This window comes from Daejeonella oryzae DSM 19973 (genome assembly GCF_000422945.1).
Lineage (GTDB): Bacteria > Bacteroidota > Bacteroidia > Sphingobacteriales > Sphingobacteriaceae > Daejeonella > Daejeonella oryzae.
In genome coordinates this window covers 559,955-575,477 of record NZ_KE383964.1, presented here as the reverse complement: position 1 = coordinate 575,477, position 15,523 = coordinate 559,955, and the positions used below count along the sequence as shown (strand labels likewise).

The window sequence follows — 15,523 nt, the reverse complement described above, 5'->3', positions numbered from 1 at the left end:
ATTAAATTGGCAGGAGAAAATGAAGCCGGGATTTTAATAATAGCTATTGTAACCTAATTAATTAAGAGAAGAAATTCCCCGTTTGAGTATTAAAATTTTCTAAAAAATTTAGGTTGAAAAGTAACTGAACTAATAGCTCAGTTGCTTTATTTTCGATTTTTAAATAGTTATCAATTCGATAAACAATTATTCAGGGCGATTGGAAACTCAATAAAATTAGTTTCCGCCTTCACGGATAATTACATTACCATTTCCACCGGAACGAAATTGTTCACGCATTTTTTTTCGCATCTCTTCCTGCTTTACCTGGTATTCTTCCTGACTGATCTTTGTTGATTTTTTTGGAAGCGTAATTTCTGAATCTTTAATTTTTGTATATTCTATGCTGCTTGCCATATACTTCATTCTTTGGTTCTCCACTCCCATTACAACTCCTTCGGTCCATAAGGATGGCACAGGCGAAGCAACAAAAGGCAGAGAATTAGTGTACCAAATAGATGTTTGATTTCCATCTTTATCATTCATCACGGCTTTCTTACATTTAATGCCTGCAATTATTTTTGTTTCATCAGTTTTTACAAATCCTTCAGATTTAGATCCCAACAGGCTTTCAAGCAGATAGGGAACACCATTCATTTCAAATGATTCAGTAGCTTTTTTATCGGCCAAATTAAAAAACACCTCACGGTCAGTACCTCCGGCAAAACGCATCATCATCTGTCCGCCGCCAGCAGTATTTCCAGCATCCGGATTCAGATCTTCATCTAGTATAGATTTTTGAAGTCGGGCGCCATTTGCGTTGTATATAATTTCCATTTTATTGGTAATGCTTTCGGGCATATTTGCTCTTTGAGGACGATTCCCCTGAGTAGCTGAATTGGCACCCACATTCCTCAAATTTATAACCTGAGTATAATATATAACTCCGGAAGTTTTCTGCTGGGCAACAACGTAGGTTGTTAAAAAACAACAAAACAATATTATAATTGAAAACTGCTTCGACATGGCTTTTTTATAAATGTAATCAAAGAAAGTTTACTTTAGCATATTATGGTTAGAGCAATGAAAAAGTTACTTTATTCACTTTTACTACTTCCTGTTTTATTTTCTTTTAAACCTTCAGGACAAAATTCATGGATTAGAATTAACCAGCTTGGTTATTTACCATCAGGAGTAAAAACTGCAATTTGGGTTTCAAAAGAAATAACAAGTATAAAACGTTTTGAGGTTATTGATGCAACAACCAATAAAATTATTTTTAAAGGAAAGGCGGGAACAAATTTTGGCGAGTACGGCCCTTTTAAATCATCCTTCAGATTATCCTTTTCCAAATTAAAGTTGGCAGGAGAATACTACATTCAGGCAGGAAAAATAAAATCACCCAGGTTTAAAATAGGTTCTGATGTGTATAAAGGTTCTGCGGATTTTGCTCTCCGGTATATGCGGCAGCAACGTAGCGGGTTCAATCCGTATTTAAAAGATAGTTGTCATACCAATGATGGCTTTGTAATTTACGGATCAAAAGCTGGACTTAAAGACAGCACTTTTATTGATGCATCAGGAGGCTGGCATGATGCAAGTGATTATTTGCAATATTCCAGCACCTCTGCCAATGCAACCTATCATTTACTTGCAGCTTACCGCGATTTCCCAAAAATATTCAGCGATGAAAAGCAAGCAAACGGTTTGGATGGTAAAAATGGATTGGCCGATGTTCTGGATGAGGCTAAATGGGGATTGGACTGGCTGCTTAAAATGCATCCCAAAGAAAACTGGATGTTTAACCAGATTGCCGATGACCGTGACCATATTTCTATGCGAATTCCCAAAGAAGATAATCAGTATGGGAAAGGTTTTGAAAGACCATTGTATTTTATTACAGGCGAACCTCAGCAACGCGGAAAGTTCATGAATAATACTACCGGAACCAGTTCTACCGCCGCTAAATTCGCAAGTGCCTTTGCTTTGGGATCTAAAATTTATTCATCCATTGATAAAACTTTTGAGGAAACATTAAGCATTAAATCTTTAACGGCCTATAAATATGCATTAAAGAAAAAGGGTGTTACACAAACGGCTTCGGTTAAATCTCCATACATATATGCGGAAGATAACTGGGTTGATGATATGGAACTCGCATTGGCATCCATAGAAAACTCCCCTGCGAAGCATAAATTAATTTCAGATATATATGGTAATTTAATTGATACAGCTCTTAATTATGCCAGATCAGAACCTGTTACGCCATGGATGGGTGCTGATACAGCTAAACATTATCAATGGTACCCATTCCATAATTTCGGGCATTATGAATTGGCAAAATCCGGACGTTCAGAAATAAAAAATGAGTTGATGGCTAGTTATAAAACCGGAATAGAGAAGGTTTGGGCAAAAGCAAAAAACAATGCATTTTATCGCGGAATACCTTATATCTGGTGTTCCAATAACTTAACAACATCTTTTGCAATTCAGTGCTACCTGTACCGAAGCTCTACCAATGACCGAAGTTATGAGGAACTGGAACAGGCAAATATAGACTGGCTTTTTGGTTGTAATCCCTGGGGAACCAGCATGGTTTACGGACTTCCGGCAAATGGAGATACTCCAATTGACCCGCATTCTGCCTTTACACATTTAAAAAACTACCCGATTGATGGAGGTTTGGTAGATGGACCAGTTTATGGATCAATTTTCAATAATCTCATTGGGATAAAATTAAATGATGCTGATGAATACGCCCAATTCCAGTCGCCGTTGGTTGTTTACCACGATGATTATGGAGATTATAGTACGAATGAACCTACAATGGATGGTACGGCTTCTTTAATTTATCTTCTCGCTTCTAAAGAAAACGCATCCCGGGAGGAAGATGCCGCAAAAAAGTAATTGATACATATGGAGCAATTAATCGTGGCGATATCACTAAAAAAGAAATAGCCATAGTTTTTACCGCCCATGAATTTGCTGATGGCGGTGAAAGTGTAAGCAAAACACTTAAAAAAGAAAATGTTAAAGCTTCTTTTTTCTTCACAGGAGATTTCTTAAGAGATCCTCAATTCAGCAACTTAATAAAAACAGTAAAACGGAATGGGAATTACATCGGAGCCCATTCAGACAAACATTTACTGTATTGCGACTGGACTTATCGCGATAGCTTGCTGGTAAATAAAAATCAGTTTTTTGAGGATCTAGAAAATAACTATTTAGAACTGGTCCGTTTGGGTATCCGGAAGAAAGATGCACCCTATTTTCTACCTCCGTATGAGTGGTATAATAAATCTATAAGCAGCTGGACTGAACAAGCGGGTTTGACACTTATAAATTTTAGTGCGGGAACCCGATCAGCGGCCGATTATACCTGGCCGGAAATGGGCAATAAATACCTGAGCAGCAATGAAATTTATAAATCAATCATGAACTATGAAAATTCATCGGCAAATGGATTGAATGGATTTATATTACTGATCCATCTGGGAACAGATCCGAGACGTACTGATAAATTTTATGAGCAATTAAATGAGCTGATTCCCGATTTAAAAAGAAGAGGCTATAGTTTTAAACGCATTGATGAACTGTTGCGTTGATTATACATTTCCCCAGCCGCCTGCAAGCACATCTGCAAGATGAATCGTTTTAATAGGTAACTGTTGTTTTTCAATATAGCTTTGCAAATGCAACAGGCACGAAGCATCAGTTGAAATAATATAATCTGCTTCCATATCCAAAGCATTGTTTACCTTTTGCTGAGCCATTGCACTGGAAATTCCTTCAAATTTAACAGAAAAAGTTCCTCCAAAACCACAGCAAACATCTGTATCTGCCATTTCCACCAGATCCAATCCATGTACTTTACTGAGGAGCAAACGAGGTTCATCTTTGATATTGCATTCGCGTAATCCGGCACACGAATCGTGATAAACAGCTCTTCCTTCCAATTCGGCACCAAAATAATCTTTCTTTAAAACATTCACCAGAAAATCAGAAAGCTCGAAAATATTATTTTGTACGGCCCTGCATTTATTGTGAACAGCTGTATTGGTAAACAGATCGTTATAATAATTTTTAACCATTCCTGTACAGGATGCAGAAGGTGAAACAATATAACTTGATTCAGAAAAATCATTTAAGAATTTAGACCCAACAGCTTTTGCTTCGTCCCAAAAGCCTGCATTAAATGCTGGTTGTCCGCAACAGGTTTGTTCTGCATTATAAGTGACGTTGCATCCTGCTTTTTCAAGGACTTTAATAGTATTGAATGCTGTTTTAGGATATATCTGATCCATAAAACAAGGTATAAAAAGCTCTACGTTCATAAATGTTTATAAGGCCCCATAATTGAGCTTTTTAAAAATGCTAAATTCAGAAAAATAATCTACTCTGGCTGTAAACGTTTCAGTTCTGCTGGCTTCATAAATAAAATCGAAATCAGAACCAGTAAGCCAATGATAAAAAAGGCTGTCAAACTTAAAGCCGAAATCCGCATATTACCTGTAAATTCTTCAATAAAACCAAAGCTTGCCAAGCCAATAACAATGGCCATTTTTTCGGTTACATCATAAAAGCTAAAAAAAGAAGCGGTGTCGGGAGTTTTTTCGGGTATTAGTTTGGAGTACGTAGAGCGAGATATAGACTGAATTCCACCCATCACTAAACCTACAAGTGCAGCAAGTACATAAAACTGGTACTCATTGCTGATATAAAATGCGCTTATGCAAACCCCAATCCAGATAATAACTACAAAAATCAGAACTTTCAGATTTCCGAATTTACGGGCAAAATAACCCATTATCAGTGCGCCCAGAATGGCTACCAGCTGGATAACAAGAAGGGTTGCAATCAGCTTGGAAGTACCCAGTTTTAAAATTTTTTCTCCAAAACCTGTAGAGGCCAGCATGATTGTTTGAACTCCCATTGAGTAGAAGAAAAATGCCAACAGGTAGCGTTTTAATAGCTTCATTTCATTTAACTGTTGCCATACTTTTTGCAGTTCCTGAAATCCGCTCTTAACCATATTTTTGTTTACCGCTTTGTAATTGGGACTTCCGGCAGGCAAAACTTTAAATGGAATTTGGGCAAAAGAGATCCACCAGATTCCTACCAATAAAAAGGATAATCTGGCGGGTAAAGACGCATCTGAAATACCGAATAATTCAGGTTTCAAAACAAATGCGAAGCAGATAATTTGTAATAGTACACTTCCAACATAACCGTATGCAAAGCCCTGGGCACTTACTCTATCTTGCTGATCAGGAGTGGCAATTTCGGGAAGGTAGGAGTTATTAAACATTACGCCACCGATATAGCCCATTGCGGCAAGTGTAAAGCAGATTATTCCAAGCTCCAAAGTTTCCAGTCTGAAGAAAAATAATCCTGCGCAGGCTACTCCACCGATGTAGGTGAAAATCTGCATGAATATCTTTTTATTGCCCCGGTAATCAGCTATTGATGATAAAACAGGTAATAAAAGGGCCATGAGCAGGTAAGCCAGCGATAAAGCATAACTTGAAAGAGCAGTATTGGTAAACTGTCTTCCGAAGAAAAAAACCTGATCTCCGTGTTGCTGGGTAGTAGTTATAATGGCATAATAAGCCGGAAAAATAGTAGAAGTGATTACCAGATTATAGGCTGAATTTGCCCAATCGAACATAGCCCAACCCCGGATGGTTTTTTTATTATTTTTGCTATTCATACTTAAGCTAAAGTAAAAAAATTTAGCAAAGAAAAAACCTGGAGGTAAAGAGGATGACTTATCGCCTTCTATAAGATCATATGCAAAAAGGCCGAACATAAATTCAGCCTTTTAAAAATATAAATTAGGGATGATTTAATCAGCACTAAATAAAGTGGTATAGAAATAATACATCTCCGGTAAAAGCAGGTTTTTGCTGATCTTTAATTTCCAACTGGATGGCCAATGTAGCTTTAGTAACTCCTCTTAAATTAGCAATTGATGCCAGTTTTACTCTGCAGCGAACTTCACTGTCCACTATTACGGCCTGACCAAATTTCAATCGTTCAATTCCGTAATTCACCTCCATCTTCAGATTTTGAACATCCACAATTTGTTTCCACAAAAATGGAATGAGGGAAAGAGTAAGATATCCATGGGCTATGGTAGCCTTAAAAGGACTTTCAGTTTTTGCTCTTTCGGGATCTGTATGTATCCATTGATGATCCAAAGTGGCATCGGCAAAACTATTAATCTGTTCCTGAGTAATTTTATGCCATGATGAAACTCCAAGTTCCTGGCCTAGTTTTGATTCAAACTCTGTATAACTTTTTATAATCAGCATATCGCTAAAGTAAAAAATTATTCAAATTAATAAACGGATAAATTAAAATTATTGCTCTGGGAACTGTTTAGAAAGGCACAAATGGTTATCAATTTATAAACTAATTTATCCGGCGATAGAACCGAAACCATAATCAGTTGTCTTCCAGAATTATAAGACTATAAAATTCCGATTCAATTCCTGCTCCTATTAATTAATCTTTTTTAGACTGGAAGCACCCGAGTCGTTATTGGAAACCGATGTAGGATTACCACGATATTGAACATCACTGGCACCGCTTGATTTTACACGTAATTCATTTAAAACATTTATCCGGGATTTGCTTGCGCCGGAGGACTCGATTTTATATTTACCGACAATAAAGTCAAGTGCTTCTATTGATCCCGCCCCGCTCAGATCTACTTCATGTGTTCCCGCCTGCCCCTTCAAATAAATCTCTGATGAACCGCTGGAAGTGGTAAGTACATTCGCTGCATTCAGATCAAGATTAACTTTGCTTGAACCGCTTAAATGAATTTCAAAATTATTTACCTTCAAATTCCCGTCGCTGTTTAATTCTACAGCCCCAGATGCATCAACACCTTCAAATGCTGGTGCGGTTATGTAGGCAGTTATTGGACCTGAATCACATAAATTCCCTTCCAATTCAATCTTAAGAGTTTTTCCATTAACCCGTGTTGTGATTTCTTCCTGTATATTATCATCAGCCACAATGCGTACATCCTGAACCGGGCCCTGTTTTAAAACAAGTTTAATAGATCCACCTGTTTCAATAAATGTAAACGAATCTAATTTACGGCTTTGAGTTACCTCATTGCCCGAACCCGAAATACAATCAATTTGATTACACCCGCTTTGCGCAATTAATATAACAAGAGCAATAAAATAAAACGAGGCTGATCTTTTCATAATTCTTTTTTTGAGACGTTGTTTTGTTGGTACAGGTAACTGCTAAAATAGAAAAAGGATTTGAATAGTATACAAATCCTTTTTTTAGAGATATATAATGAAGTTATGGATATTATATAGAAGGCTCAAAAACGAATCCATCTATAGGAGAAAGCGCTTTTGCAGATTTAATACTGGTAACTTTTCCATCCTGATAGTAAGAAGCTTCTGCTCTGTCTGATATTGAAATTGACCGGTTTTGGACATTCAACCCAACAGATTCATATACAGATGCATCACTTAAAGTAATTTGCTGGTTTTCAGCTTCCCCCCTCATTTCCAGTTTTGACGAGCCCGAAACATGGGTATTTAAATTGTAAACACGGGCATCCAGTTTTGCTTTTGCTCCATCCAATAAGTTAACATTTAAATCTACTGAACTGAGCTTATTGGTTGTGCGTATAACTGAATTGCCGTTCGCTTCTATGTCAGAAAGATTTTTTACAGTGATCCAAACACTCAGCTTATGATCTTCAAACGATGAAATTCTAAGCTCGCCGTTTTCCCACTGAACCAGGGCATTTTTTGAATAATAATCATCATAAATTCTTAAATTTTCGGTAATTCCCTGGGTTAAAAAAACTTCAACGTTTCCGTTAAGAATGATCTTTTGAATATTTTTAACAGAGGCCAGTTCGGTGACTTTAGCGTTTGCGTCGGTAGCTTTTGCAGGACGAGAACTACTAATGATAATAACAACGAAAGCTAAAACTATTAAAGCTAACCTGTTTAAAATTGTTGTTTTCATGAGGTTTAAAATTGAGAGCGTTAATTTTTGAGCGATTAATTTTTGGTAAATATTTACAAACTGCTACTATGTTAAACATAATACTATGTGCAATTTTAAAATGTGCAATAATTTATTGTTAACCTGTATATATGACGCAGTTAAAAATTAAACGTTACATATCCAATTAGAAATAAACGTTAAAATTTTGTTAAAAATAAATTGAAGCACATACAATCAATTGAATTTCAGGAGGAGATTTTCAGAAATTCGGATTGCAGAAATTGAATTTGAAGAATTCAGATTCTTCGGATAAAATATCCGGAAAGAATGGTTTGTAGTTGAGTAGGAATCGTTAAAGCAATATTAAATATAATATGTGTCACCGGTGGTTTTAATCTTTCCGGCATCCAGTAAATTACGGATCACGCTGAGTTTTTCCTTTTCGTTGCCTGATTTAATTCCCGATACCAGCTCATTCAATTTGAGATGTTTCTGATCCAGAAGCTGAAGAATATTCTCAGTAATAGTATCCTCAATAAATTCCTTTTTGTCAGAGCGCTTTAAATCCAGACAAACATCGCACACACCGCAAACAGCCGCATCGCTTTCGTCAAAATAATTCAGAAGTTGTTTGCTTCGGCAAATTGGTTCTTCTGCATACTTAATCACAGCTTCTATTTGCTGCTTAAATAAATGCTGTCGTTCTGCTATATGTTTGCCGTTGATGAATAAATGAGGAGAATCAACCCTTGGTTTAATGTAGGTGAGCTGTGGCTTATCGGTTTGAGGAAGATAATTGAGCAAAGAAAATTTTTGCAGATCCTGAAGCATTTTAACAATTTCAGTTTTTTGCATTCCGCAGCGTTTCGAAAGATCACTTTCTTTAACAGGAACAAAATGGTCAAAGATTCCTCCGTAAGATCTGAGCAGAGTTTTAATAAAGCTGTCGTAAACTGGCTGCTCAATCTGGAATCGGTATAATTCTTCCTGACCGGTTATAATCTGAACCCGGGAAGGTAGAAATACATTTTCGCTCAATACGATATATTCATTTCGTTCTAAAAATTTTAAGGCGTTTAAAGTCCGTATTGCGTCTAATTTAAATCGGCTGCAAAAATCACCCACATCAAATTCAAGGCTTAAACCCTCTCCTGCACCGTAAGCAAGCTGAAAATAATTCCCTAAATGGTGATAAACCTGCTTAATCTCTTCAACTGACGGAAAACTTTGTTCCAGCTTTTTATGCAATTGAAATTTGTCTGCCGCATTGTACAGCAAAACCGCGAATGCTTTCTTCTCATCGCGACCGGCTCTTCCTGCTTCCTGATAATATGCTTCCAGACTTTCGGGCAGATCTAAATGAACAACAAACCGAACATCCGCTTTATCTATTCCCATACCGAATGCATTGGTGGCAACCATAATGCGGGTTGCACCATTTTTCCAGTCGGTTTGTTTTTTCATCCGTAAAGGGGTTTCTAATCCGGCATGATAAAATTCGGCAGAAATCCCCTGCAGGTTTAATAGTCTGGCTACTTCCTGGGTTTCACGCCGGTTTCTCACATACACAATTCCGGTTCCCTGTACGCTTGCCGCTACTGCTTGTAGTTTTCGCATTTTATCATCCTGGTTAAAAACTACATAACTCAGATTTTTTCTTTCAAATGATTTTCTGAAGAACTGATCATTTTTAAAATGCAGTTTTTCCTTAATATCATTGATTACACGTTCGGTGGCTGTAGCCGTGAGGGCTAAAACAGGAATGCCCGGCTGTAAATTACGGAGTTCGGAAAGATGCAGATAAGGCGGACGAAAATCATATCCCCACTGAGATATACAATGTGCTTCGTCTATCGCGATCAGGTTTACCTTCATGTGCCGTATACGTTCCTGCACAAGGTCAGATAATAGTCGTTCCGGCGATATATACAGAAATTTGATATCTCCGTAAATGCAATTATCCAGTAAAATATCAACTTCCCGGTTTCCCATGCCTGAGATAATTGCGATCGCTTTAATTCCCTTATCTTTCAGGTTTTCAACCTGATCTTTCATCAGGGCAATTAAGGGGGAAACTACAATGCAAATTCCAGGGTTAAGCATTGCAGGAACCTGAAAGCACAGAGACTTGCCTCCGCCTGTAGGCATTAGGGCAAGCGTATCTTTCCCATCCAAAACAGAATGAATAATCTCTTCCTGTAAAGGACGAAATTCAGAAAATCCCCAATACTGTTTTAATATTTGATGAATGGTCATAGCCTGACAAAACTAAAGCAATGATTTGGGATTTTAGTTCTTCGAAATTTGACTTCCCTCAAATCAAATTCATAAATAAAGAATAATACAGGGTATCTTCTTATTCTGATATCTTAATTTATAATTTACAATTTTTATTTCAGTCATTATACTACCTCACACTTACTCATTTTTATTTTTCATTGAAATTATCCTATTATAATTATAACTTTAATACATAATTAGCCGGATCTCCCAATAGCTATTTATTTGCCAGAAACTTCGTTTCATAAGCATCCACATAATCTCAAAATTGCTGAATTCCTACTGATTAGTGTACTTAAGTAACACATATTTATGCTTGTATAATTTTCTGACTTCAGCACATTATTAATATAATGTAAAACTCAATTCAACTATTTTAAACTTTTAATTATGAAAAATTTCAAACTATTATTAATGGCCATGGGATTTTTGGTTCTTAACATTTTACCCGGTTGTGAAAAAGAAATGGTTTATAATGAACCCATTGTTTTAAGCCCGCTATCAGGGAAAACGTACTACTGCGACAAAGTAAGTTATTGTCATGGTACTATTCAATCATTCGTGACTTTAGATAATGAAAATAAGCCACTAAGTTTGGGTGTACGCATTAGTGAAAATACTTTAAAAGGTTTACCTACTGATATAAATAACAATCTAAAGCAAGCTCTTTTAAAAGTACCGAAAGAAGCTAAAGATATAGGTATCGATCATATTGATTTTGGCTGGAACCCTCAAGGTCACGAACCTGATCCGATCTATACTCTGCCCCATTTCGATCTTCATTTTTATATGATTAGCCGAAAAGATCAGGCCGCAGTAATTCCTGGTCCTGATCCTATTATCGTATTGCCTCAATTTATCCCTGAAAATTACATTTCAGGAGTGGTAGCCGTACCAAATATGGGAGTTCATTATGTGGATGTTACTGGTCCGGAGTTTAATGGCTCTACGTTCGACAAAACTTATATTTATGGATTCTACCAAGGCAAAATGATATTCTGGGAACCCATGTTCACCCTTAATTTCCTTTTAACAAAGCCTGATTTTACAGCAGCGATTAAGCAGCCTCAAAGCTTCCAGAAATCTGGCTACTATCCAACTACTTATCGTATTTCTTTTGATGCTGACAAAAATGAGTATGTGGTAGCAGTAGAAGGTTTTAAATATCATTAACGTATCATATATATTGCTTTGTTGAATCTTTCAATCATAACAGAAACGTTAAATACATATTCTCAAAATCAGAAGAAGTCATTTCCAATAAATTATGTTTGGAAAGCCATATTTGTTTAAAGACCATTTAACAGGAAGGGGCGGATTTTCAATCAGCCCTTTCTTTTAAAACGCAGAATATTCGTTTCCACTTAAAATAAATTCATCCTAATGAAAAAACTCAGAATTATACTTTTATTAACTTTCCATATTTCCATTAGTACTATTTGTTTGGCTCAGCACCCTGAAGAAACAATAATAAAAGGACTGGAAAATGAAGAACGTGAGGCCATATTAAAAGGAGATACAAGCAAGCTTTATCAATTAATGTCTCCCGAAATTGTAGTTCAAAATCCTGAAAATGCTCTTGTCGGACTTAGCCAAATCATGGAAAGAATCAGAACCGGGAAAATCAATTATGCTTCTTTTGAAAGACATATTGAAAGGATAACATTTTTCAACAATGTTTCTATAGTGATGGGAAAAGAGGTGTTAATACCTCAGGGCTTAACTAATAATCCCGGGAAAACAATTACAAGAAGATTTACCAACATCTGGATCAAAGAACAGAATATCTGGAAATTAACTGCCAGACAGGCAACCATTGTTTCGATTAAATGAGACAATATTGTAATTGTGCTTTTTAGATTTGGAAAGTAAATACATAGCATAGCATACCCACAAATACTTGCATGCATTAAAAATCTTGAAAGTAGCGTCTGCCGGAACAGTCATAAATTTGATACTATCCAAAACTATGAATATTCTTACATTGCGGGTTCAAGCATTGTAAAACATGAATAAAACCATTATTGTCGCATTCGGTATTGTATTGTTCAGTCAACAAAACTTCGCCCAGCAAATTCCCAAAGAAAGTCCAAAATGGAATATTGAAAAACCGGCGGGTCCCAGCAAAAACATTTCTTTTACCACCGATGAAGGAACCTGGATGGACCTGGATGTAAGTCCGGACGGGAAAGAGATCGTTTTCGATCTGCTCGGCGACATTTATAAAATGCCAATTAGCGGCGGAAAGGCCAGCCTGCTTGCCGGCGGAATGGCCTGGGAAGTACAGCCGCGTTTCAGTCCGAACGGAAAATACATTTCATTTACCAGCGACAAGGAAGGGGCTGATAATATTTGGGTAATGAATGCCGACGGATCCGCCAAGCGTTCAGTTACAAAGGAAAACTTCCGGCTGCTGAATAATGCTGTATGGACACCAGACAATCAGTATTTAATTGCACGAAAGCATTTTACAGGTTACCGTTCACTTGGCGCCGGTGAAATGTGGATGTACCATATTGCCGGAGGCGGCGATGGAATTCAATTAACCAAACGCAAAAACGATCAGCAGGATGCAGGCGAACCTAATGTTTCTGCAGATGGCAAATATTTATATTACTCTGAAGATGTTTCTCAGGGGCCGACATTTCAATACAATAAAGATCCCAATGGCGAAATATATGCGATCCGTCAGCTGAACCGTGAAAGCGGCGAGATAAAAACTGCTGCCGGTGGACAAGGAGGAGCTTTCCGCCCGCAAATTTCTCCGGATGGAAAATACCTGGCTTTTGTTAAACGTGTTCGCTTAAAATCAGTTCTGTTTTTGCAGGATCAGGAGACTGGTGAAGAATGGCCGCTTTACGATGATCTTTCTCACGATCAGCAGGAAGCCTGGGCGATCTTTGGCGTTTACCCGAATTTCTCATGGACACCTGATGCTAAAAACCTGATTTTTTATGCGAAAGGAAAAATCAGAAAGCTGGAAATTGCTACTCAAAGAGTGAACGAAATTCCTTTCGAAGTTAATTCAAATCAACAGATTACCGAAGCCCTGCATTTCGACCAGCAGGTTTTTAAAGAGGAGTTTTCGGTTAAAATGATCAGGCAGTTAACCACTTCGCCGGATGGCAAAAAAGTGGCTTTCAATGCAGCAGGTTATCTTTATATCAAAGACCTTCCAAACGGAGTTCCTGAAAGGGTTACTAAAAGTGTTGATTTTGAATTTGAACCCGAGTTTAGTCCGGATGGAAAATCCCTCATCTATGTTTCATGGAATGATGAATATAAAGGTTCGATCAATAAAGTTGAACTTAAGAATGGTAAAATCAGCAAATTAACTTCTGAAAAGGGTTATTATTATTCGCCCAAATATTCAAACCGCGGAGATAAGATTGTCTATCGCAAAGGTGTTGGAAATGATGTATTGGGATTTGCTTACGGTAAAAATACTGGTATCTATGTAATCCCTGTAAATGGTGGAAATGCTGCCTTGATTTCAGAAGAAGGAATTCGTCCGCTGTTTAATGCAAATGACAGCCGAATTTATTTCCAGTCTTCAGAAGCCGGTAAAAAAGCTTTTAAAAGTGTAGATCTTAATGGAGGAAATAAGCGGACGCACTATACTTCTACCTATGCAAATTTATTTATTCCTAGCCCGGATGGAAAGTGGATGGCCTTCACAGAGCTTTTTAATGTGTATATCACCCCGATGACCACGTCCGGGAATACTTTGGATCTGTCTTCTACAAATAAATCTTTGCCATTAACCAAACTTAGCAGAGATGCCGGTAATTACCTGCACTGGAGCCGCGACGGACAAAGAATAAACTGGTCTTTAGGGCCTCAGTATTTTTCCCGTGAGGTAAAAAACGCCTTCACTTTTGTAGACGGAGCACCTGATAAATTACCGGCTATTGATAGTGTCGGTTTAACTATCGATCTGAAACTAAAATCAGATCTTCCTTCAGGAAAAATAGCCATCACAGGCGCCCGCATAATTACCATGAAAGGTGATGAGGTAATAGAAAATGGAACTATCCTGATCGACAAAAATAAAATAGCAGCCATTGGAGCAAATGTGCAAATCCCTGCTGACGCCAGGGTTGTAAATGCTAATGGAAAAACCATAATGCCCGGCATTGTTGATGTACACGGTCATTTACATACCAGTCCGGATGGAGTTTCTCCTCAACAGGATTGGAGTTATTATACCAATCTGGCTTATGGCGTAACTTCATCTCATGATCCTTCGGCAAACAGCGAAATGGTATTTAGCCAGGCCGAAATGTTAAAAGCCGGGCGCATGGTTGGGCCACGGGTTTATTCAACAGGTACCATATTATACGGAGCCGATGGCGATTTTAAAGCCGTTATTAATAGTTTGGATGATGCACGCTCAGCACTTCGCAGAATGAAAGCAATGGGTGCTTTTTCGGTAAAATCATACAATCAGCCCCGTCGTGAGCAAAGACAGCAAATAATACAGGCTGCACGTGAACTTAAAATGGAAGTAGTTCCGGAGGGCGGCTCTACCTATTTCCATAATATGACCCATATAGTTGACGGACATACCGGTGTAGAACACAACATACCGGTTTTACCTCTTTATAAAGATGTAAAAACGCTCTGGAACCAGAGTAAAACCGGATATACCCCAACATTAATTGTAAGCTATGGTTCGCAAAGCGGAGAAAATTACTGGTATGACCGAACCAACGTGTGGGAAAACGAACGTTTATTGAACTTTACGCCAAGGCAAATAGTGGATCAACGTTCCAGACGAAGAACCACTTCCGAATTTGGAGATTATGGCCATATAAACGTTTCTAAAGCCGTAAAACAACTTGCCGATGGCGGAACTAAAGTAAATCTGGGAGCTCACGGACAATTACAGGGTTTAGGTGCACATTGGGAATTATGGATGCTTGCTCAGGGAGGCATGTCGCCATTACAGGCTATCAGAAGCGCTACCCTCAACGGTGCGGACTACTTGGGAATGAGCAAGGAAATCGGCTCATTAGAAATCGGCAAACTTGCCGACCTGATTATTATGGATGCTAACCCGCTGGATGATATTCGCAACAGCGAAAAAATTACATATGTAATGCTTAACGGTCGTTTATATGATGCAGAAACCATGAATGAAATAGGAAATCATCCAAAACCAAGAAACAAATTCTGGTGGCAAATGGGCAGGTCAGATAGTTTCAGCATCCCAAACGGAAATGTTGAAACCTATACTTTTACTACTCCGGATTGTGATTAGAGATTAATT

At 37.7% G+C, this 15,523-nt stretch carries 12 protein-coding genes; 5 read left to right on the top strand and 7 right to left on the bottom strand.

Annotated elements, in window-relative coordinates:
* Window positions 1-216: 216 nt before the first annotated feature.
* Window positions 217-1,005, bottom strand: a complete 789-nt coding sequence (locus G521_RS0115740; RefSeq protein ID WP_026899379.1) for a GLPGLI family protein — start codon at window positions 1,003-1,005, stop codon at window positions 217-219.
* A gap of 57 nt (window positions 1,006-1,062) precedes the next feature.
* Between G521_RS0115740 and G521_RS17510 the strand changes: the two genes are divergently transcribed.
* A complete protein-coding gene (locus G521_RS17510; protein ID WP_245580882.1) occupies window positions 1,063-2,886 on the top strand; it encodes a glycoside hydrolase family 9 protein in 1,824 nt (607 codons plus the stop codon).
* The gene (locus G521_RS18390; RefSeq protein ID WP_309425085.1) at window positions 2,856-3,584 is read left to right on the top strand and encodes a polysaccharide deacetylase family protein; all 729 of its coding nucleotides are present in this window, start codon (window positions 2,856-2,858) and stop codon (window positions 3,582-3,584) included. The genes G521_RS17510 and G521_RS18390 overlap by 31 nt, the downstream gene beginning before the upstream one ends.
* Here the strand turns inward: G521_RS18390 and G521_RS0115730 are convergent, their stop codons facing one another.
* The 6 genes from G521_RS0115730 to G521_RS0115705 form a co-directional block, all read right to left on the bottom strand.
* Window positions 3,585-4,313 carry a (Fe-S)-binding protein gene (locus tag G521_RS0115730; RefSeq protein WP_026899378.1) on the bottom strand — a complete coding sequence of 243 codons (729 nt, stop codon included), beginning with the start codon at window positions 4,311-4,313 and terminating at the stop codon, window positions 3,585-3,587.
* A 59-nt stretch (window positions 4,314-4,372) separates the two neighbouring features.
* Window positions 4,373-5,689, bottom strand: a complete 1,317-nt coding sequence (locus tag G521_RS0115725; protein WP_026899377.1) for an MFS transporter — start codon at window positions 5,687-5,689, stop codon at window positions 4,373-4,375.
* Between the two features lie 145 nt (window positions 5,690-5,834).
* Window positions 5,835-6,293, bottom strand: a complete 459-nt coding sequence (locus tag G521_RS0115720) for a MaoC family dehydratase (protein ID WP_026899376.1) — start codon at window positions 6,291-6,293, stop codon at window positions 5,835-5,837.
* 189 nt (window positions 6,294-6,482) lie between these two features.
* Window positions 6,483-7,202, bottom strand: coding sequence for a head GIN domain-containing protein (locus tag G521_RS0115715; RefSeq protein WP_051189797.1), 720 nt, complete (start codon window positions 7,200-7,202; stop codon window positions 6,483-6,485).
* Window positions 7,203-7,314: 112 nt separating this feature from the next.
* Window positions 7,315-7,989, bottom strand: a complete 675-nt coding sequence (locus tag G521_RS0115710) for a GIN domain-containing protein (RefSeq protein ID WP_026899374.1) — start codon at window positions 7,987-7,989, stop codon at window positions 7,315-7,317.
* 345 nt (window positions 7,990-8,334) lie between these two features.
* A complete protein-coding gene (locus tag G521_RS0115705; RefSeq protein ID WP_026899373.1) occupies window positions 8,335-10,227 on the bottom strand; it encodes a RecQ family ATP-dependent DNA helicase in 1,893 nt (630 codons plus the stop codon).
* Between the two features lie 414 nt (window positions 10,228-10,641).
* Between G521_RS0115705 and G521_RS17505 the strand changes: the two genes are divergently transcribed.
* From G521_RS17505 to G521_RS0115690, 3 genes are all read left to right on the top strand, one after another.
* A complete protein-coding gene (locus G521_RS17505; protein ID WP_051189796.1) occupies window positions 10,642-11,424 on the top strand; it encodes a hypothetical protein in 783 nt (260 codons plus the stop codon).
* A gap of 210 nt (window positions 11,425-11,634) precedes the next feature.
* Window positions 11,635-12,084 carry a nuclear transport factor 2 family protein gene (locus G521_RS0115695; protein ID WP_026899372.1) on the top strand — a complete coding sequence of 150 codons (450 nt, stop codon included), beginning with the start codon at window positions 11,635-11,637 and terminating at the stop codon, window positions 12,082-12,084.
* A 175-nt stretch (window positions 12,085-12,259) separates the two neighbouring features.
* The gene (locus G521_RS0115690; protein WP_026899371.1) at window positions 12,260-15,514 is read left to right on the top strand and encodes an amidohydrolase family protein; all 3,255 of its coding nucleotides are present in this window, start codon (window positions 12,260-12,262) and stop codon (window positions 15,512-15,514) included.
* Window positions 15,515-15,523: the final 9 nt, after the last annotated feature.

What these genes read in the sequence shown, in the direction of transcription:
- G521_RS0115690 (WP_026899371.1), top strand. Translation starts at nt 12,260, where the DNA reads ATGAATAAAACCATTATTGTCGCATTCGGTATTGTATTGTTCAGTCAA.
- G521_RS17510 (WP_245580882.1), top strand. Translation starts at nt 1,063, where the DNA reads ATGAAAAAGTTACTTTATTCACTTTTACTACTTCCTGTTTTATTTTCT.
- G521_RS0115720 (WP_026899376.1), bottom strand. Translation starts at nt 6,293, where the DNA reads ATGCTGATTATAAAAAGTTATACAGAGTTTGAATCAAAACTAGGCCAG.
- G521_RS0115710 (WP_026899374.1), bottom strand. Translation starts at nt 7,989, where the DNA reads ATGAAAACAACAATTTTAAACAGGTTAGCTTTAATAGTTTTAGCTTTC.
- G521_RS0115740 (WP_026899379.1), bottom strand. Translation starts at nt 1,005, where the DNA reads ATGTCGAAGCAGTTTTCAATTATAATATTGTTTTGTTGTTTTTTAACA.
- G521_RS0115695 (WP_026899372.1), top strand. Translation starts at nt 11,635, where the DNA reads ATGAAAAAACTCAGAATTATACTTTTATTAACTTTCCATATTTCCATT.
- G521_RS17505 (WP_051189796.1), top strand. Translation starts at nt 10,642, where the DNA reads ATGAAAAATTTCAAACTATTATTAATGGCCATGGGATTTTTGGTTCTT.
- G521_RS0115725 (WP_026899377.1), bottom strand. Translation starts at nt 5,689, where the DNA reads ATGAATAGCAAAAATAATAAAAAAACCATCCGGGGTTGGGCTATGTTC.
- G521_RS0115730 (WP_026899378.1), bottom strand. Translation starts at nt 4,313, where the DNA reads ATGAACGTAGAGCTTTTTATACCTTGTTTTATGGATCAGATATATCCT.
- G521_RS0115705 (WP_026899373.1), bottom strand. Translation starts at nt 10,227, where the DNA reads ATGACCATTCATCAAATATTAAAACAGTATTGGGGATTTTCTGAATTT.
- G521_RS0115715 (WP_051189797.1), bottom strand. Translation starts at nt 7,202, where the DNA reads ATGAAAAGATCAGCCTCGTTTTATTTTATTGCTCTTGTTATATTAATT.